Below are 17,989 nucleotides of genomic sequence, written 5' to 3' on the forward strand. Positions count from 1 at the left end.
CCGGGCGGGGCCGTCCGGCGCACGCTCAGGTCCGGTTGCTCACAACCTCCCCGAGCAGCTTGAAGAACGCGTCACCGCGGACGATCTCGAACGGGTCGCCGAGCAGTTCACCCAGCTCCGCGATGTCGCTCGGCGCCCAGTTCCAGGCGTTGACCGCCCCGGCGACGAACAGCGGCCGCGTGCCGTCCCAGCCCTCGATGTGCCTGACCAGCGTGTCCCGGTACTCCTGCGCCTTGCCCTGCGGCGAGAGGTTCCCGATCACGGGCAGCCCCGCGGGGGCCGCCTGGAGGTCGCCGCTCTCCCACGACTGGATGATGCCGCGCAGCGGCGTGTTCTTCCTGTACGAGGCCGCGATCCGCTCGTCGAGGGCCACCCAGCCGTCGCCCGCCGCGTTGCGATGGTTGTAGGCGTAGACCAGGTCCATCCCCGTACGGCGCAGGAACCGCCCGGTCAGCGCGGTGTAGGCGTCGAGGTCGTCCTGCGGCCACGACCCCGGGTAGGTGTAGCCGGCGCCGGAGGGGCCCGCGATCAGCAGGTCGTTGTCCGTGGCCGTGCGCTGGTAGTACGCCAGCAGCGCCGGCCCGATCTCGGCCAGCAGCGGGCTGACCGTCCAGTTGGTGGGCACCTGGCCGCGCGCGGGATCGTCCCAGATCCGGCGCATCCTGCGCTGGCAGTACTGGATGTTGTCGCCCTCGCCGACGGTGAGCGTCAGGTAGACGCGGTTGCGCAGCGTGGTGCGCGGCCTCGGACGTACGCGGTCGGAGACCCTGGCCTGGACGCCCGCGTGCACGGTGGCGTTCATGTAGTAGTCGGCGGGCACCACCTCGACCGCGTGTTGCGAGGCCCGGTCCACCCCGCCCCACTCGCCTGCCACGTCGTTGGAGAACCAGCCCGCGTACGGCGTGGTGGGTTTCACCTTGCTCAGGATCTCGTCCAGCAGGGCGCCCGTCTCGCCGCTGGGCGGCAGCCAGAACACCATGGCCCGCATCGCCACCGTGTAGTCGCGGAAGTACGGGAAGGGCTCCACCCGGGTGGGCGCCGTGGTGGTGGCGGTGACCAGGAACTGGTTCCACAGGTCCACCTCGACGAGCAGCTGCCGCGTGCCGGCGGGGGCGGTGAAGCGATAGATGAAGTAGTTGCCGCCGTCGGCGAAGCGGTTGGCGTCCCCGCCGATGGCGGAGTTGAGGCCGTCGAAGAGGTACGGGGTCTCGGCGTCGGTGCCGGGGGTGAACGAGGCGATCTGCGTCCCGTCGGCCTTCACCACGACCGAGCCGACCGAGGCGCCCCAGCCGTCGTCGCCCAGCGAGTCCTGGAAGCGCAGGTAGACGCCGTCCTGGCCGGTCAGCTCCTGGCTGAGGTCGAACGTGCGGACCTGCCGGTTCGAGGAGTCCCTGATCCGCTCGGTCTCCCTGGCCACCTCGCGCCACCGCACGTCCTCGACCCGCACCGTCCTGGTCGGTGGCAGGCCGCTGAGCAGGGCCTTCGTGCAGCGGGGGAACAGGTTGGCGAGCTGCCAGCGGTACGTGGCGAGCACGTCGCCGGGGTCGAAGCGGCCGCGCAGGTCGGTGATGACCTCGAAGCCGTGCTCGGCGGCCTGTTCGGCGGTGGCGGCGACGGCGTTCTCCAGGCCGGCCAGGGTGGTGGCGACGTTCACCGAGTCGGGCACGGCCGGGTCGTGCAGGATCGCGCCGCGGGCCTCGCCCCGGTAGCGGGCGATCAGGTCGAGGGGCCGGTCGTGGCGGGTGATCCGGGCGCCGGTGCTGTCCAGCCAGGCGGTGTCGTCGTTCTCGGTGGTGTAGTTGAAGTACAGGCGGGGGCGGCGGCGGTTGACGACTCCCTGGAGGGTGGTCAGGAGTAACTGGTCGTCGCCGTGCAGGGTGCTGAGGTCGGCGAAGTCGAGGCTGGTGGGGCGGCCGAAGCCGGGGAGGAGGGGGGTCGCGGCGGCGGCCTGGGCGGGGAGGGAGACCCCGAGCCCGCCGGCCGCGAGGACCACGCCGTTCGCCCGCAGGAAGGTACGTCGGGACACCATCGCGTTCACTGCTCCTCGTCGGGGGGAGACCAGGAATGACAGCGTTGTCATCTGCTGGTGTGAACGTAACAACGTGACGGAATGTTGTCCATGGTGTAAAACGCGCCGGCAGGGATTCAGGCGGTCGAACCGTACTTTCGGCCGGTACTGCGATCACGCCCCGGGCTTCTACCGTGGGTGGCATGCGGGAGCGATGGGAGGCCGCCGGGCTCGGCGTCGCGTTCGCGGTGGTGCTCGCCGAGTGGGGCTACCGGATCGTGGACAGCTGGGGCGGTGGCTACTGGGTGCCCGGCTGCGTGGCGGGTGCGGTGGCGGGCGTGCTCGCCCTCGTGCGCCGCCGCGCCCGGCTGTGGACCGCCGTCGCGGGCATGGCTGTCGCGGCGGTGGCCATCCTGGTCGCGCGCCTCTTCGACCTGCCCGCCGAGCCGGGGCCGGGGCTGGCTCTCGGGCTGTCCGTGCTGGTCGGCTCCGCCCTCAGGACGCTGCCGGCGCCCCAGGCCGCCGGCGTCGGCGCGGGCGGGCTGGCGGTCGCCCTCGGCAGCCAGCTGTCCGGGTCCCCGCACACCGCCGTCCTGGTGCTGAACCTCGGGGCCTGGCTCGCCGCCCTCGCGGGTGGCCTGGGGCCACGGCTGCTGGCGGCCCGCCGTGCCGCGGTCGCCGAGCGCGTACGCCAGGCCGAACGGCTGGAGCTGGCCAGGGAGCTGCACGACGTCGTCGCCCACCACGTCACGTGCGTCGTGCTCCAGGCGCAGGCCGCGCGGCTCGTCGCCCGCAAGGACCCCGACCGGGTGGCCGGCTCGCTCGCCGACATCGAGGCGGCCGGATCCGACGCGCTGGCCGCGACCCGGCGCGTCGTCGGCCTGCTGCGCGAGCCTGGCGGGCCCGCGGCGTTCGGGCCGGCGGAGCGGCTCGGCGAGCTGGTCGCGCACTTCAGCGGGCCTCCCGTGACGCTGCGGCTGCCCGACGGGGAGCCGGTGTGGCCCTCCGAGGTGGCGGGCACCGTCCACCGGCTGGTCCAGGAGTCCCTGACCAACATCGCCCGTCACGCCCCCGGCGCGAGCGCGGTCACCGTCAGCGTCACGCAGGGGGAGGCGGAGCTGGTGGTGGAGGTGACGGACGACGCCCCGCCGTCCCACCGGAACCCCGCCCGCCTGGGCGGCGGCTACGGGCTGGTCGGGATGCGCGAGCGGGTCGAGGCGCTCGGCGGCGCGCTGTCGGCGGGCCCGCGCCCCGCGGGCGGCTGGGCCGTGCGCGCCACGCTGCCCCTGCCCGAGCGGGGCGCCGCCGGCGGGATGCCGGCTTCCGCCCGCGGGATGCCGGTTTCCACCGGCGGGCGGGGGCGGCGGTGAGCATCACGGTGCTGCTGGCCGATGACCAGCCCATGATCCGCAGTTGCCTGCGCCTCATCCTGGAGGACCAGCCCGGCATCCGCGTGATCGCCGAGGCCGGCGACGGCGCGGAGGCGGTCGCGATGGCGCGCAGGCTGCGGCCCGACGTGTGCCTCGTGGACGTGCAGATGCCCCGGCTCGACGGCATCGAGGTCACCGCCGCCCTGGCGGGACCCGGCACGCGCGACCCGCTGCGGGTGGTCGTGGTCACCACGTTCGACCTCGATGAGTACGTCTACGGCGCGCTGAGGGGCGGCGCGGCCGGGTTCGTGCTCAAGGACGCCGGGCCCGAGCTGCTCGTCGAGGCGGTCAGGGCGGCGCACGCCGGCGACGCGCTGATCTCGCCGTCGGTCACGCTGCGCCTGCTGCGCCACGTCACGGCCACCGCTCCCAGGCCCGCCCCCGCGCAGCCGCTGTCGGAGCGCGAGAGCGAGGTCGTGCGCGCCGTCGCCAGAGGCCGTACCAACCAGGAGATCGCCACCGAGCTGTGCATCTCGCTGAGCACGGTGAAGGGTCACGTGTCGTCCGTCATGACCAAGCTCGGGATGCGCAACCGGGTCGAGATCGTCGCCTGGGCGTGGGAGAGCCGGCTCGTGCGCTAGCCCGCTGAGGGTCAGTCCGCGGGGAACGTGCGCAGCTCCCTGCGCGAGGCCAGCCCCAGCTTGCGCAGCGCGTTGGCGATGTGGCTCTCCACCGTGCGCCTGGACAGGAACAGAGCGTCGGCGATCTGCTGGTTCGTCTTCCCGGCCGCCGCCAGCAGCGCCACCTCGCGTTCCCGCGACGACAGCGTCCCGCCGTGCGAGGGCCGCCCGCCCCGCCAGGGGTACGGGATCGGGACCCCGTTCTGCCGCATGACCCGGCAGATCCGCGCGATGTCGCGATCCGCCCCCATCGCCCCGTATGCCCGCAGGGCCTCCTCCAGCAGCGCCCCGCCGCCGCCGTCCCCGCGCTCGCAGCGCCAGCGCCCCAGCCGCTCCCCGGCCAGCGCCTCCTCGTACCGCAGCCCGGCCTTGCGCAGGAGGACCCGCGCCTCGTCGAGGAGCCGGCCGGCCCGCCCGGTGTCGTCCGCACGCGCGAGCACGGCCTCGGCGGTCAGCAGCGCCGCCTGCGCGAGCGGTGCGTCGGCCCCGGCGAGACCGGTGCGCAGCCCCGCCACCTCCTCCGCGCCGCCGCGCCCGTCCAGGGCGTCCACCAGGCATGACACGCTCTCGGCTGCCCACACCCAGTTCCCCTTCGCCCGTGCCAGGTCCAGGGCGGCGGTGGCCTGCTCGGCGGCGCCGGCGGCGTCGTCCAGCGACAGCAGCAGCCGCGACAGCGCCGTCCTGGCCGGGATGAGCGGCCACACCGCCCCCGTCCGCCCGGCGATCGCGATCACCTCGCGCAGGACCTCGACGGCCTGCTCGGCCGGGCCGGTGGCGGCCAGCAGCGCCCCGCGCAGCAGCCGCGAGTCCAGGGAGGCCGCGGCGAACGTGGCGGACGTGTCGCCCAGCCGGCGCAGCCGCCCCTCCAGCCCGTCCCACCGCCCGGCCGCCCGGTCCACGGCGGCCGTCACCAGCGAGACGACCTCCGCCACCCGCAGGTACTCGGCCTCGTCCGCCACCCGCCGCCCCTCCGCGAGCAGGGTCTCGGCCCGGTCGAGCCGCCCGACGTGCAGGGCGCCCTGGGCCCAGTTGAGGCAGGCGCGGGCGTGCTCCCTGGGCGAGGCACGCAGCCGGTCGTCGGCCAGCAGCGCGTCGATCAGCCGCCAGCTCTCCGGGTCGCCCTGCTCCAGCAGCAGGCTTGCGCGCGTGATGCGGACCGCGATGGCCACGTCCGGGTCGCCGCTGCGGCGCGCGGCCCGCTCCGCCTCGTCGCAGCGGGCGGTGTGCTCGCTGACGTGCCGGTCCACGACGGTCTCCGGCGCGGCCAGCACGGCCAGCGCCCGGCCCAGCAGCGCGGGCCGCTCGCCGAGGTCGTCGACCGCGCGCTCGATCTGCAGGTATCCCGCCCGCGCCTGGCCGTGCTGGCGCAGCAGGCGGCCCAGGGCGAAGCGCAGCTCGCCGCGCAGCGGGGCGGGCAGCGGTTCGGTGGCCAGCAGGCGCTCGAGTATCGGCACGGCCTCCGCGTGCGCGAGCCCGTCCACGGCCGCCCGGCCGAGCTTGACGGCCAGCCGTACGCGTACGTCGCTGGACAGCTCGCCGACCTCCAGCGCCCGCAGCAGGAAGCGGGCGGCCGTGGCGTCGTCCCCGTGGGAGAGCGCCGTGTCGGCGGCGGCCTCGGCGTTGCCCACGAAGTCGGAGGTGCGGCCCGCGTGCAGGAAGTGGTGCGCCAGCCGGGCCACCGGCCGGGGACCGCTGCCGGACTCCAGGGCCCGCGCGGCCCGCAGGTGCAGCCAGCGCCGCCCGGACACGGCCACGGACTCGTACACGATCTGCCGCGCCAGTGCGTGCCTGAACCGGCAGCGGCCGTCCTCCTCGTGCAGCAGCCCCACCGCCTGCGCCTTGGCCAGCGCCCTGGCCACCTCGGGCGGGCTGCGGTCGCTGACCTCGGCCAGCACGCGGTCGTCGGGGGTCATGCCGATGACGGCCGCGGCGCCCAGGATCTCCTGCGCGGGGTCGTCGAGCGAGGACAGGCGCTGCAGCACCACGTCCCGCAGCACGGTGGGCACGGCCAGGTCGGCCAGCACGTCGGGGCGGCCGGGGATCTCGCTGGCGGGCAGCCGCTCCAGCAGCGTGCGCAGCACCTCCTCCACGACGAACGGGATGCCGCCGGTCTTCTCGTAGAGGGGGCCGGCGAACGTGCGGGGGAGTTCGGCCCTGAGCACGCCGCCTGCCAGCTCCTCCACCTCGGGCAGGGTCAGCGGGGCCAGGCTGATCGTCCGGGCGGGGCCCGACGGCGCCCTGGCGAAGGCCTCGCGGATGGGGAGCAGGCCCGCCTCGGTGCGTACGGTGAGGATCACCGCCACGTCGCGCGGCTGGTGGGCGGCGAGGAAGGCGAGGAAGTCGTGCGTGCCGGCGTCGGCCCAGTGCACGTCCTCCAGCACGAGCACCAGCGGGCCGAGGTTGTCGAGCAGCGCGACCGCCGCGCGGAACACCCGGTGCCGCTCCGCCCGCTGGTCGGGCAGCGGCGGGAGGGGCGGGGGCAGGTGCTCGGCGATCTCGGGCAGCAGCGGCGCCAGCGCCCCGGCCACGGGGTTGAGCGGCAGGCGCGACCGGGCCAGCTCGGCTCCCGCCGAGCGGAACGCGTCGAGCAGCGGTGAGAGCGGCAGCGGCTCCTGGAGCTGCTCGCACTGGCCGACGAGCCGGCGCGTCCCGGCCAGGTCGGGCGCGGCGAACAGCTCCGCCACCAGGCGGCTCTTGCCGATGCCGGCCTCGCCCTCGACCAGGGCGAGCGACGGCGGGGACACGATGACCGAGCGCAGCAGCGCCAGCTCGGAGCGGCGGCCGATGAGAACGTCGGAGAGCGAGCCCGAGGGGGCCGGTCCCAGAGGCAAGCGGCCACCCCCTACCGGATATCAGCGGCAACAGGCTACCGGATGTTAAATTTCCGTTTTGTGACGCCATAAATCCGTATCCAGTACGGATACCGGCCCAGCCCGCCCCTTATTAGCGTCGGCGATCATCCGTGTGATCTGCGGAACGCATGAAGGGGCGACGATGCATCTGTCCACATCCCCCAGACGGTTGGTGGCGACTGCGGCGCTGACCGGGCTGACGATGGCCGGGCTCGCCTGGCCGAGCACGGCGGCGGCCGGCGCGGAGGAGCAGAAGACTTATCTCGTGCGGCTCGCCGCGGAGCCCGTGGCGACGTACGAGGGTGACGTGGCCGGGCTGGCGAGGACCAAGCCCGCCGAGGGCGAGAAGATCGAGACGGGCTCGGCCGAGGTGACCGAGTACGTCGATCACCTGAAGGGCCGCCACGACGCCGCGCTGCGCAAGGCCGGCGGCCGCAAGCTCTACGAGTACGTCTACTCCTACGAGGGTTTCGCCGCGCGCATGACCGCCGGCCAGGCGGCGAAGATGCGGGCCTTACCCGAGGTCGTGTCGGTGACCGAGGACAGGAAGGTCTCGGTGGCGACCTCCTCGACCCCGGCCTTCCTCGGCCTGGACGCCCGCGGCGGCCTGTGGGACCGGCTCGGCGGGCCGACCGGCGGCAGGAAGGGCGAGGGCGCCGGTGACGGCCTGGTCATCGGGGTGATCGACAGCGGCATCTGGGCGAGCAGCCAGAGCTTCGCCAACCCGGACGCGAGCGGCAAGCGGTACGGCCCGCTCCGCGGCTTCCACGGCGGCTGCGCGCAGAACAGCCCGGACCAGTCGTGGGACGCCACGCTGTGCAACGGCAAGATCGTCGCGGCCAAGCACTTTAACGCCGGCTGGGGCGGTGACGCGGGCGTCAAGGAGCAGCTCCCGTGGGAGTTCCAGTCGCCGCGCGACTACAACGGCCACGGCACGCACACGGCCTCCACGGCGGGCGGCAACCATGACGTGGCCGTGACGGGGCCGGCGGCGGCGTTCGGCGAGATCAGCGGCATCGCGCCGCGCGCCAGGATCGCCGCGTACAAGGCGCTGTGGTCCACGCAGGACGCCTCGACGGCGAACGGTTACTACTCGGACCTGGTCGCCGCCATCGACCAGGCGGTGGCCGACGGCGTGGACGTGATCAACTACTCGGTCTCGGGTACCAGCACGGACCTGCTCGACCCGGCCGAGCTGGCGTTCCTGGCGGCGGCGGAGGCGGGCGTGTTCGTGGCCGCGGCGGGCGGCAACGACGGGCCGGGGGCCGCCACGGTGGCGCACCCGTCCCCGTGGGTGACCACGGTCGCGGCCGGCACGCACAACCGCGCCACGCAGGGCTCGGCGACGCTCGGGAACGGCGCCTCCTACGGTGGCGCCTCGGTGGCCGCCACCAAGGCGGGGCCCGCGCCGCTCATCGACGCCGCGGCGGCCGCGGTGGCCGGAGCGGACCCGGCGAAGGCCGCGCAGTGCTGGGCCGCCAGGGACAACGGCGGCACGGCGGTGCTGGACCCCGCCAAGGTCAAGGGCAAGATCGTGCTCTGTGACCGCGGCACCACGCCGCGGGTCAACAAGAGCGTCGCGGTCTCCGAGGCGGGCGGCGTCGGCGTGATCCTGACGAACGCGGACGAGAACTCGCTCAACGCCGACCTGCACCCCATCCCCACCGTGCATCTCGCGGTCAAGGACCGGCAGGCCGTCAAGGACTACGCCGCCACGGACGGCGCCACGGCCACGGTCGAGCAGGCGAGCATCACCACGGACGCCCCCGCCCCGTACGTGGCCGCGTTCTCCTCGCGCGGCCCGCTCCAGGCGGCCGGCGGCGACCTGCTCAAGCCCGACCTGATCGCCCCCGGCCAGGACATCCTGGCCGCGTACGCGCCGCCGGGCGCGAACGGGCTGGAGTTCAACGTCTCCAGCGGCACCTCCATGGCCGCCCCGCACGTGGCGGGGCTGGCCGCGCTGCTGAAGGACCTCCACCCGCGCTGGTCCCCGATGGCCGTCAAGTCGGCCCTGATGACCAGCGGCTCCGACGTCAAGGACGGCCCGTCCACCGACCCGTCCGTCATCTTCGGCCAGGGCGCCGGGCACGTCACCCCGAACAGCGCCGCCGACCCCGGCCTCGTCTACGACAGCGGCATCGAGGACTGGACGGCCTTCCTGTGCGGCAGCACCAACGCCGTCGAGCCGAAGGTGTGCGACGCGCTGGCGGAGAAGGGCCACTCCTTCGACCCCAGCGACCTGAACGTGCCCTCGATCGCCGTCGGCAGGCTCCCCGGCACGCAGCGGGTGACCCGCGAGGTGACCAACGTGGGCCGCTCGACCGCCACGTACACCGCCTCGGTCACCGGCCTCGACGGCATCGAGGCCAAGGTGTCGCCGAGCCGGCTGACGCTGCGTGCCGGGCAGACGAAGTCGTTCACGGTCACGTTCACGCGGACCACGGCCCCCATGAACGCCTACGTGGGCGGGCAGCTCACGTGGAAGGAGCGCAAGCACACCGTGCGCACGCCCGTCGTGGTGCGCCCGGTGCCCGAGAAGTGGGCGGCCACGTACGGCGTCGCGGGCGGCCAGGACACCGCCGAGTTCATCGTCAACGACCCCGCGGGCAAGCGGGTCTACGTCACCGGCGCCAGCTACGGCTCCACGCCCGGCCTGCTCAGCCCGAGCATCGCCACCGTCGCCTACGACGCCGCCACCGGCAAGGAGCTGTGGAGCAGGACCTACGCCGGCCCGGCGGGCAACTACGACGAGCCGTTCGCGCTGGAGCTGAGCCCCGACGGGAGCAAGCTGTTCGTGGCGGGCATCAGCGCCGGCACGGAGACCGGCACCGACGCCGTCACGCTCGCCTACGACGCGGCCTCCGGCGGGCCGCTCTGGACGGCCCGCTACACCGCGGCGAACGCGCACGCCGACCACGCCAACGGGGTGAAGGTCGCGCCCGACGGCAGGACCGCCTACGTCACCGGCATGACCACGGTCGGCGACAACGGCGAGGCCGACTACTTCGTCGCCGCCTACGACACCGCCGACGGCAAGGAGAAGTGGCAGGCCCGCTACGACGGCCCCGGCAAGGGCACCGACGACGCCCGCGTGATCGAGCTGACCCCCGACGGCACGAAGCTCTTCGTCAGCGGCCAGAGCCAGGGCGAGGAGGGCACAGGCCTTTCCGACTGGGGCACGGTCGCCTACGACGCCGCCACCGGCCGGCAGCTCTGGACGGCCCGGCACAACGGCCCGGCGAACGGCATCGACGTGCCCTCGGGCATGGCCGCCGACGCCGGCGCGGTCTACCTCACCGGCAGCATCGACACGCAGGACACCCAGAGCGACGTGATGACGGTCGCGTACGACACCGCCACAGGCAAGGAGCTGTGGGCCGACCGCTACGACGGGCCGGGACGCCAGAGCGACACCCCGCACGACCTGACGCTCGCCCAGGGCAGGCTGTACGTCACCGGCAACACCACCGGCGAGGGCACCGGCTCCGACTTCACCACCCTCGCCTACGACGCGGCCACCGGGCAGCGGTCCTGGGTGCAGCGCTTCGACAGGCAGGCCAAGAACGAGGACTACGCCTGGGCCGTCAGGGTGACGCCGGACGGCGGCAAGGTCGTCATCGCCGGCCAGAGCGCCGACGACCAGGCGAAGGGCACGGACTACGTGACCGTCGCGTACGAGGCCGGGAGCGGCGAGCAGCTCTGGGTGGGCCGCTACGACGGCGCGGTCGGCGCTTCGGACAACGCCCACGGCCTGGCCGTGGACGCGACCGGCGCCGAAGGGGTCCGGATCTTCGTGACGGGTTCCAGCGCGACCGGCGGCACCCCGCCGTTCGCGCTGGAGGTGGACTTCGCCACGGTGGCGTACTTCGAGCCGTGGAAGCAGTGACCTTCTGACGCAGGAGCGCCTCCCGGGAAAACGGGGGGCGCTCCTGCCGTTTCGGAAGTGACCACGGCGGGTAAGCCCGTGTTGATTCTGAGCTGCCTGATCTTCAGGAGCCCCAGATGTCCCGTATCACGCTCACCTCCGCAGCCCGTGAAGCGCTCCGCGACGGAGAAGTGATCTTCTTCGACTGGCATGTGACCGGCCTCTGCTGCGCGGACGCGGGGGAATTCTCGGTCAGGGCGTTGAGCCGGGCCAAGCTGCCCCGCCGGGCCCGCCCGCTGGGGCCGACCGACCTGGTGTTCGCCCATCCGACCGCCTGGCTGCATCTCGCCGACCTCCCCGTCACGATCGACTGCCGCCCGCTGTGGCGCTGGCGGCGCTTCGTCTCCGATCTGCCGCCGGACGCCGGTCTGCGCTGCTGTCTGGGCCGCCCCCTCTATGGCCCTCACTACGGGAGGTAATCGGTGAAGGTGCGTTCCATCATCATCTGGACGGCGGTGGCCATCGTCGGCGCCGTGGGGTGGGCCGTGCTCGCCCTGTCCAGAGGCGAGAACGTCAACGCGGTGTGGCTGCTGTGCGCCGCGCTCGGTTCGTACGCCATCGCCTACCGGTTCTACGCCCGCTTCATCGTGCGCAAGGTGCTGCGCGCCGACGACCGCAGGGCCACCCCCGCCGAGCGGCTCGACAACGGCATCGACTACCAGCCGACCGACCGCCGGATCCTGTTCGGTCACCACTTCGCCGCCATCGCCGGCGCGGGGCCGCTGGTGGGGCCCGTGCTGGCGGCCCAGATGGGTTACCTGCCCGGCACCATCTGGATCATCGCGGGGGTGATCTTCGCCGGGGCCGTGCAGGACATGGTGATCCTGTTCTTCTCCATGCGCCGCAACGGCAGGAGCCTCGGGCAGATGGCCCGCGAGGAGATCGGGCCGATCGGCGGGGCCGCGGCGCTCATCGCGGTCTTCGCCATCATGATCATCCTGTTGGCCGTGCTGGCGCTGGTCGTGGTGAACGCGCTGGCGCAGTCGCCGTGGGGCGTCTTCTCGATCGCGATGACGATCCCGATCGCCCTGTTCATGGGGTTCTACCTGCGGGTGATCAGGCCGGGCAAGGTCGTCGAGACCACGGTCATCGGGGTCGCGCTGCTGATCCTGTCGATCGTGGCCGGCGGCTGGGTGCAGGGGTCGAGCTGGGCGCCGTTCTTCACGCTGAGCCCGTCGGCGCTGGCGCTGTGGTTGATCGCGTACGGGTTCGTCGCGGCGGTGCTGCCCGTGTGGATGCTGCTCGCGCCGCGCGACTACCTGTCGACGTTCATGAAGATCGGCACGATCGTGCTGATCGCCATCGGCATCGCCGTCACCGCGCCCCCGCTGCAGACCACGGCCTTCACCGACTTCGCCTTCAGCGGGCAGGGCCCGGTGTTCGCCGGGTCGCTGTTCCCGTTCGTGTTCATCATCATCGCCTGCGGGGCGCTGTCGGGCTTCCACTCGCTGATCTCGTCCGGCACGACGCCGAAGATGATCCAGAAGGAGACCCAGGTCCGGATGATCGGCTACGGCTCCATGCTCATGGAGTCGTTCGTGGCCATCATGGCGATCACGGCGGCCTGCGTGCTGACCCCCGGCCTCTACTTCGCGATGAACTCCCCGGCGGGCGTCGTGGGGGCCACGGTGCAGACCGCCGCCGAGGCGGTCACGAACATGGGCTTCGTCATCACGCCGGAAGAGCTGCAGGCCGCCGCCGCGGCCGTGCAGGAGGAGACGCTGATCGCCAGGACGGGCGGCGCGCCCACGCTGGCCGTGGGCATCTCGCAGATCTTCTCCGGCTTCCTCGGCGGGGCGGGTCTCCAGGCGTTCTGGTACCACTTCGCGATCATGTTCGAGGCACTGTTCATCCTCACCACCGTGGACGCCGGCACGCGCGTGGGGCGGTTCATGCTCCAGGACACGCTGGGCAACCTGTGGAAGCCGATCTCGCGGGTGAGCTGGTGGCCGGGGCTGGTCGTGACCAGCGCCGTGGTCGTGGCCGCCTGGGGATACTTCCTCTACCAGGGCGTCAACGACCCGCTCGGCGGCATCAACCAGCTCTTCCCGCTGTTCGGCATCGCCAACCAGCTCCTGGCCGCCGTGGCGCTGACCGTGGCCACGACCCTGCTGATCAAGAGCGGGCGGCTCAAATGGGCCTGGGTGACGGGCGTGCCGCTGGCCTGGGACGTGGCGGTCACGCTGACCGCCAGCTACCAGAAGGTGTTCTCGCCCGACCCGACGCTCGGCTTCTTCGCCCAGCGCGACCGCTACCAGACGGCGCTCGACCAGGGGCAGCTCCTCGCGCCGGCCAAGACGACCGGCGCGATGCGGCAGATCGTGGTCAACTCCACCGTGGACGGCATCCTGGCGGCGCTGTTCGCGATCCTGATCATCGTGGTGATCCTCGACGCCGCCCGCGTGTGGATCAAGGCGATCCGGTTGCGGGAGCCGCTGCCCAGCACGGAGGCGCCGTTCGAGGAGTCGAAGATCTACGCCCCCGCCGGGCTCATCGCCACCCGCGAGGAGAAGGAGATGATCGCCAGGGCCTCCTCAAGCGGCTAGCCACCGTTCCGCGGGCCGCCTCAAGCGGTCAGCCACCGCTCTGCGGGCCGCCCTAAGCGGTCAGCCACCGCTCCGTGGGCCAGCTCTCGCGCCGCCACGCGCTGTCCCAGAACATCCACTCGTACGCCGCCGCCCGGCAGTACGCCTGCGCCATCGCCTCGCGGGTGTCCGGGCCGGCGGCGGCCGCGAGCCGGTCGGCGATGGCCTTGGCCTGCTCGACGGAGGCCGCGAAGCCCGGGTCGGCGTAGGTGGAGATCCACTTGCCGTACGGGTGGCCGGCGGTGTCGCCGACGCGCTCCAGCAGCGCCGTGCCGACGTCCTGGTAGATCCAGAAGCACGGCAGCACCGCCGCCGCGATCACCGGGTAGGGCGCGGTCAGGGCCGTGGCCTGCAGGTACGACGAGTACGCCAGGCACGTAGGCGAGGTGGGGCCCTTGGCGTCGAGCTCTTCGATGTACCCGGCGTGCAACATGCGCTCGGCCGCCAGCGCCGTGTGCGCGCTCTGCGCCCAGAACGCCGCGTCGTCCGCGGCGCTGGCCCGGACGGAGGCCGTGGCCAGCGCCTTGGAGAACGCCTCCAGATAGCGGGCGTCCTGCACCATGTAGAACCCGGACCGCTCGCGGTCGAGGGTGCCGTCGCCGAGGGCGGTGATGAAGGGGTGCTCGTGGACGGCGCGCATCAGCTCGGCCGTGCGCTGCCAGACGTCGTCGCAGAACATGTCCTGTGCGCTCACCAGATGGCGTGGAAGTGGTGGACAGGGCCGTGACCGTGGCCGACGTGCAGGCTGTCGGCCGCGCGCAGCGCCTCGGTGAGGTACGCCTTGGCCGCCCGCACCGCGCCCGCCCAGTCGTCGTGGCGCGGGCGCAGCGCCGCGATGGCCGAGGACAGCGTGCAGCCCGTGCCGTGCGTGTTCCTGGTGTCCACGCGGGGCGCGGCCAGCTCGATCGTGCCCTCCGGCGTCGCCAGCACGTCCACGCACGTGTCGCCGTCGAGGTGGCCGCCCTTGAGCAGCACCTGGCGCGCGCCCAGCGCCCGCAGCCGCTGCGCCTGGTCGTGCATCTCCGCCAGGCTCGCGGCCGGCTTCTCGCCGAGCAGGTCGGCCGCCTCCGGCAGGTTGGGGGTGATCAGGTGCACGCGGGGCAGCAGCGTCTCGCGCAGCGCGGCCACCGCGTCGGCGGGCAGCAGCCGGTCGCCGCTCTTGGCCACCATGACGGGGTCGAGCACGACGTACGCGGGCCGGTAGGTGTCGAGCGCCGCCGCCACCGCCTTGATCAGCGGCGCGTTGCCCAGCATGCCGATCTTCACGGCGTCGGCCGGCACGTCGGTCAGCAGCGTGTCGAGCTGCTGGGCCACGAACTCGGCCGGCACCTCGTGGATGCCGGTCACGCCGGTGGTGGTCTGCGCGACCAGCGCGGTGACGACGGTCATGCCGTACGCGCCGAGCGCGGAGAAGGTCTTCAGGTCCGCCTGGATCCCGGCGCCGCCGCTGGGATCGGTGCCCGCGATGGACAGGACTTTGGGAACAGCGCTCACGGCTGTGACGTCCCTTCGCTAGTACGAGCTAGATCAGGTTCGACGGGTGTGATCTCAGCCCGGCCCTCCGGGCACCCCGCGTCAACGGCCTACTCTAACAGGCGTCGTTGTTGACCACACGTTCGAGGATCGGCATCGTAGGGCGGGTGGCCGCTGATGAGACGCGTGACGGGGTCGATCTGACCAACCTGGACCAGCCGCTGTTCGACGGCGCCGACGCCACCAAGCGCGACCTGGTCGACTACCTCGACGCCGTCCGCGACCGCATCATCCCCGTGCTGCGCGACCGCCCGCTCTCGGTCGTCCGCGTGCGCCCGGGGCAGGCGCCGTTCATGCAGAAGAACCTGCCCAAGTACGCCCCCGACTGGGTGCGGTCGGTGTCCATGTGGGCGGAGGCGTCGCGCAGGCAGGTGACGTACGCGTTGTGCGACGACAGGAAGACGCTGCTGTGGTTCGCCAACCAGCGGGCGGTGGAGTACCACCCGGCGCTGTTCGCCGGCGAGCACGCCACCCACCTGGTGCTCGACCTCGACCCGCCCGAGCACGACGACTCCTTCTCGCTGGCGGTGCGCGGTGCGCTGCTGGTCCGGCAGGCCCTGGAGGACATGGGGCTGGCGGGCGCGGTGAAGACGAGCGGCGCCAAGGGGGTGCACGTGTTCGTGCCCGTGGTGGCGGGCACGGCGATGGACGACCTCGCGGCGGCCACCCGGGCGCTGGCGGCGCGGGCCGAGCGGCTGGACCCGACGCTGGCGACCACGGCGTTCATCCGGGAGGACCGCGAGGGCAAGGTGTTCCTCGACTCCACCCGGGCGGGCGGGGCCACGGTGGTGGCCGCCTACAGCCCGCGCATCCGGCCCGGCGTGCCCGTCTCCTTCCCGCTGGCCTGGTCGGAGCTGGAGCGGGTGTCGCCGCGGGACTTCACCGTGCGCACCGCGCCGGGGCTGCTGAAGGACGCCGACCCGTGGGCCGAGCACATGCCCGGGCCGCAGCGGTTGCCCGCCGACCTGATCGAGGAGGGACACACGATCCCGATCGCCCGCGTGCAGGCGATGCACGAGGGCAAGCGGCGCGCCCGCGCCCGGCGCGAGGAGTGATGTCGCATATTTGCGACAATAGTGGGTCTTCACGCTGATTCTTCGCCGGGTTACGTTCGGGCAGCGGCGCCTCGGGGGGAAAGGCCGCGTTCCTGGTAACCCATGGGGGGACCTGCATGCGAAGAATCATCACCGTCCTGATCGCCGTCCTCGCCTTACCCCTGGCCACGGCCGTGCCCGCGCAGGCGGGCGGCCTCGACGACGCCTTCGCCAAGGTGCTCGTCAAGAAGGTCAAGGGCACCAACGTCAAGAAGCATCTCGACGCGTTCCAGGCCATCGCCGACGCCAACGGCGGCAACCGCGCCGCCGGCACTCCCGGCTACGACGCCTCCGTGGCGTACGTCGAGGGCAAGCTGCGCAGGGCCGGCTACAAGGTCACGCGCCAGCCGATCAACTACGTCGAGAGCTGGAGCGAGAACAGCCCGCCCGTGCTCGACCTCACCGCGCCGACCGCGAAGTCGTACGTGCCCAACGACGACTTCTTCACCTTCCAGCCCTCCCCGGCCGGTGACGTGACCGCCCAGGTCCAGGGCGTGGACCTGACCCTGCCGCCGGCCCCGGCGCCCAGCTCCACCAGCGGCTGCGAGGCCTCCGACTTCGCCGGGTTCGTCCCCGGCCGGATCGCGCTCATCCAGCGCGGCACCTGCCCCTTCGTCAACAAGGTGATGAACGCGGCCCGGGCCGGAGCGTCCGGGATCATCGTCTTCAACGAGGGCCAGCCGGGGCGCACGGACGCCTACGCGCTGGACATCGGCGAGTGGCGGGCCGGGATCCCCATGGTGTTCGCCGACTTCGCCGTGGGCAACGAGCTGGCGGCCACGCCCGGCGCCACCGTCCGGCTCAAGGTCGACGCCAACCTCGTGCTCGGCACCAACGACAACGTGATCGCCGAGAGCCGCTTCGGCGACCCGCGCAACGTCGTCATGGTCGGCGCGCACCTCGACAGCGTGCCGGAGGGGCCGGGCATCAACGACAACGGCTCGGGCAGCGCGGCCATCCTCGAGATCGCTGAGGAGATGGCCCTCGTCCCGACCAAGAACAAGGTGCGCTTCGCGTTCTGGGCGGCCGAGGAGATCGGCCTGCTCGGGTCCGACCAGTACGTCGCGGCCCTGTCGGAGGCGCAGCGCGACCGGATCAGGGTGTACCTGAACTTCGACATGATCGCCTCGCCGAACTACGCGTACAAGCTGTACGACGGCGACGACTCGGACGGCGCCGGCTCGCCCGCCGGACCGCCCGGCTCGGCCGAGATCGAGGAGCAGTTCGAGGCGTTCTTCGGCTCCCGGTCGCTGCCGACCGTGGGCACCGACTTCGACGGCCGCTCCGACTACGGGCCGTTCATCGCCGTCGGCATCCCGTCCGGTGGCATCTTCACCGGTGCGGAGGGCATCAAGACGCCGGAGGAGGCGGCGCTGTTCGGCGGCACGGCCGGCGTGGCGTACGACGTCTGCTACCACCAGGCGTGCGACACGATCGCCAACGTCAACGACACGGCGCTCGACGTGGACTCGGACGCGATCGCGGACTCGGTCGCCAGGTTCGCCTTCAACCTGCGCGCCATCCCGCCCAGGACGCCGCCCCAGGCGGCCGCCCTGTCGGCGGAGTCGACCACCAGCTGACGAGACCCGGCCGGGTGGGGCAGCCCACCCGGCCTCTTCTCGATCTCCGGATCGCGCGGCGCGCCCGCCTCGGCGGCGGGGGTCAGCCCCCGGCGAGCATGACGGCGACGAGAAGTGGAAGTGCCGATTTACGGACCCTTTTCAGGGCAAATAGAGATAGTGCCATGACGGCTCCATGAGGATGCTGGGTGTTCCGGGCCGGTCCTTCTCCGTGGACCGGCCCGGAAGGGCTACCGGGTGATCGCCACGTTGTCGATCCCCGCCTCGACCAGGGAGGCGCCCGAGGCGTCGGCGGCGTCCACGAGGATGCGGACGGTCTGGCCGGCGAACGCGTTCAGGCTCGCCGTGGCCGTGGCCCAGGA

General features: G+C 72.8%; 11 protein-coding genes and 1 riboswitch. Of the genes, 7 read left to right on the forward strand and 4 right to left on the reverse strand.

Features of this window, described 5'->3' with window-relative positions; translation table 11 throughout:
• Positions 1-25: 25 nt before the first annotated feature.
• Positions 26-2,029: a GxGYxYP domain-containing protein gene (locus tag AB0I79_RS50645; RefSeq protein ID WP_357890099.1), complete on the reverse strand. Its 2,004-nt coding sequence runs from the start codon at positions 2,027-2,029 to the stop codon at positions 26-28.
• A 182-nt stretch (positions 2,030-2,211) separates the two neighbouring features.
• Here AB0I79_RS50645 and AB0I79_RS50650 point away from each other — a divergent pair, with 182 nt between their 5' ends.
• Together AB0I79_RS50650 and AB0I79_RS50655 are read left to right on the forward strand one after the other, a co-directional pair.
• Complete coding sequence (locus AB0I79_RS50650; protein WP_357890102.1) at positions 2,212-3,378, forward strand: sensor histidine kinase; 1,167 nt, start codon at positions 2,212-2,214, stop codon at positions 3,376-3,378.
• Positions 3,375-4,019, forward strand: coding sequence for a response regulator transcription factor (locus AB0I79_RS50655; protein ID WP_357890105.1), 645 nt, complete (start codon positions 3,375-3,377; stop codon positions 4,017-4,019). The genes AB0I79_RS50650 and AB0I79_RS50655 overlap by 4 nt, the downstream gene beginning before the upstream one ends.
• Positions 4,020-4,030: 11 nt before the next feature.
• Here AB0I79_RS50655 and AB0I79_RS50660 read toward each other — a convergent pair whose 3' ends face one another.
• Positions 4,031-6,889 (reverse strand): AAA family ATPase, encoded by a 2,859-nt coding sequence (locus AB0I79_RS50660; RefSeq protein ID WP_357890108.1) that lies wholly within the window; start codon positions 6,887-6,889, stop codon positions 4,031-4,033.
• Between the two features lie 163 nt (positions 6,890-7,052).
• Between AB0I79_RS50660 and AB0I79_RS50665 the strand changes: the two genes are divergently transcribed.
• From AB0I79_RS50665 to AB0I79_RS50675, 3 genes are all read left to right on the forward strand, one after another.
• Complete coding sequence (locus tag AB0I79_RS50665) at positions 7,053-10,796, forward strand: S8 family serine peptidase (RefSeq protein ID WP_357890111.1); 3,744 nt, start codon at positions 7,053-7,055, stop codon at positions 10,794-10,796.
• Between the two features lie 116 nt (positions 10,797-10,912).
• The gene (locus AB0I79_RS50670) at positions 10,913-11,254 is read left to right on the forward strand and encodes a hypothetical protein (protein ID WP_357890115.1); all 342 of its coding nucleotides are present in this window, start codon (positions 10,913-10,915) and stop codon (positions 11,252-11,254) included.
• 3 nt (positions 11,255-11,257) lie between these two features.
• Entirely contained in the window at positions 11,258-13,381 is a 2,124-nt protein-coding gene (locus tag AB0I79_RS50675) for a carbon starvation CstA family protein (RefSeq protein WP_357890118.1), read from the forward strand.
• Positions 13,382-13,433: 52 nt separating this feature from the next.
• Here AB0I79_RS50675 and AB0I79_RS50680 read toward each other — a convergent pair whose 3' ends face one another.
• Together AB0I79_RS50680 and thiD are read right to left on the reverse strand one after the other, a co-directional pair.
• Positions 13,434-14,114 carry a TenA family protein gene (locus AB0I79_RS50680; protein WP_357890121.1) on the reverse strand — a complete coding sequence of 227 codons (681 nt, stop codon included), beginning with the start codon at positions 14,112-14,114 and terminating at the stop codon, positions 13,434-13,436.
• Positions 14,111-14,914, reverse strand: a complete 804-nt coding sequence (gene thiD, locus AB0I79_RS50685; RefSeq protein WP_357890124.1) for a bifunctional hydroxymethylpyrimidine kinase/phosphomethylpyrimidine kinase — start codon at positions 14,912-14,914, stop codon at positions 14,111-14,113. The genes AB0I79_RS50680 and thiD overlap by 4 nt, the downstream gene beginning before the upstream one ends.
• Positions 14,908-15,003: riboswitch (TPP riboswitch) on the reverse strand. (Overlaps the previous gene by 7 nt.)
• Before the next feature lie 57 nt (positions 15,004-15,060).
• On the opposite strand from thiD, the gene AB0I79_RS50690 reads away from it, so the two are divergent.
• Together AB0I79_RS50690 and AB0I79_RS50695 are read left to right on the forward strand one after the other, a co-directional pair.
• Positions 15,061-16,008, forward strand: coding sequence for an ATP-dependent DNA ligase (locus tag AB0I79_RS50690; protein WP_357890127.1), 948 nt, complete (start codon positions 15,061-15,063; stop codon positions 16,006-16,008).
• A gap of 116 nt (positions 16,009-16,124) precedes the next feature.
• Positions 16,125-17,627 (forward strand): M28 family metallopeptidase, encoded by a 1,503-nt coding sequence (locus AB0I79_RS50695; RefSeq protein WP_357890130.1) that lies wholly within the window; start codon positions 16,125-16,127, stop codon positions 17,625-17,627.
• Positions 17,628-17,989: the final 362 nt, after the last annotated feature.

It is taken from the genome of Nonomuraea sp. NPDC050202 (assembly GCF_040656115.1).
Classification (GTDB): Bacteria; Actinomycetota; Actinomycetes; order Streptosporangiales; family Streptosporangiaceae; genus Nonomuraea.

Bases quoted from the DNA above. Each gene is read 5' to 3' on its own strand.
- AB0I79_RS50645 (WP_357890099.1), bottom strand. From the start codon at position 2,029: ATGGTGTCCCGACGTACCTTCCTGCGGGCGAACGGCGTGGTCCTCGCG.
- AB0I79_RS50650 (WP_357890102.1), top strand. From the start codon at position 2,212: ATGCGGGAGCGATGGGAGGCCGCCGGGCTCGGCGTCGCGTTCGCGGTG.
- AB0I79_RS50665 (WP_357890111.1), top strand. From the start codon at position 7,053: ATGCATCTGTCCACATCCCCCAGACGGTTGGTGGCGACTGCGGCGCTG.
- AB0I79_RS50670 (WP_357890115.1), top strand. From the start codon at position 10,913: ATGTCCCGTATCACGCTCACCTCCGCAGCCCGTGAAGCGCTCCGCGAC.
- AB0I79_RS50695 (WP_357890130.1), top strand. From the start codon at position 16,125: ATGCGAAGAATCATCACCGTCCTGATCGCCGTCCTCGCCTTACCCCTG.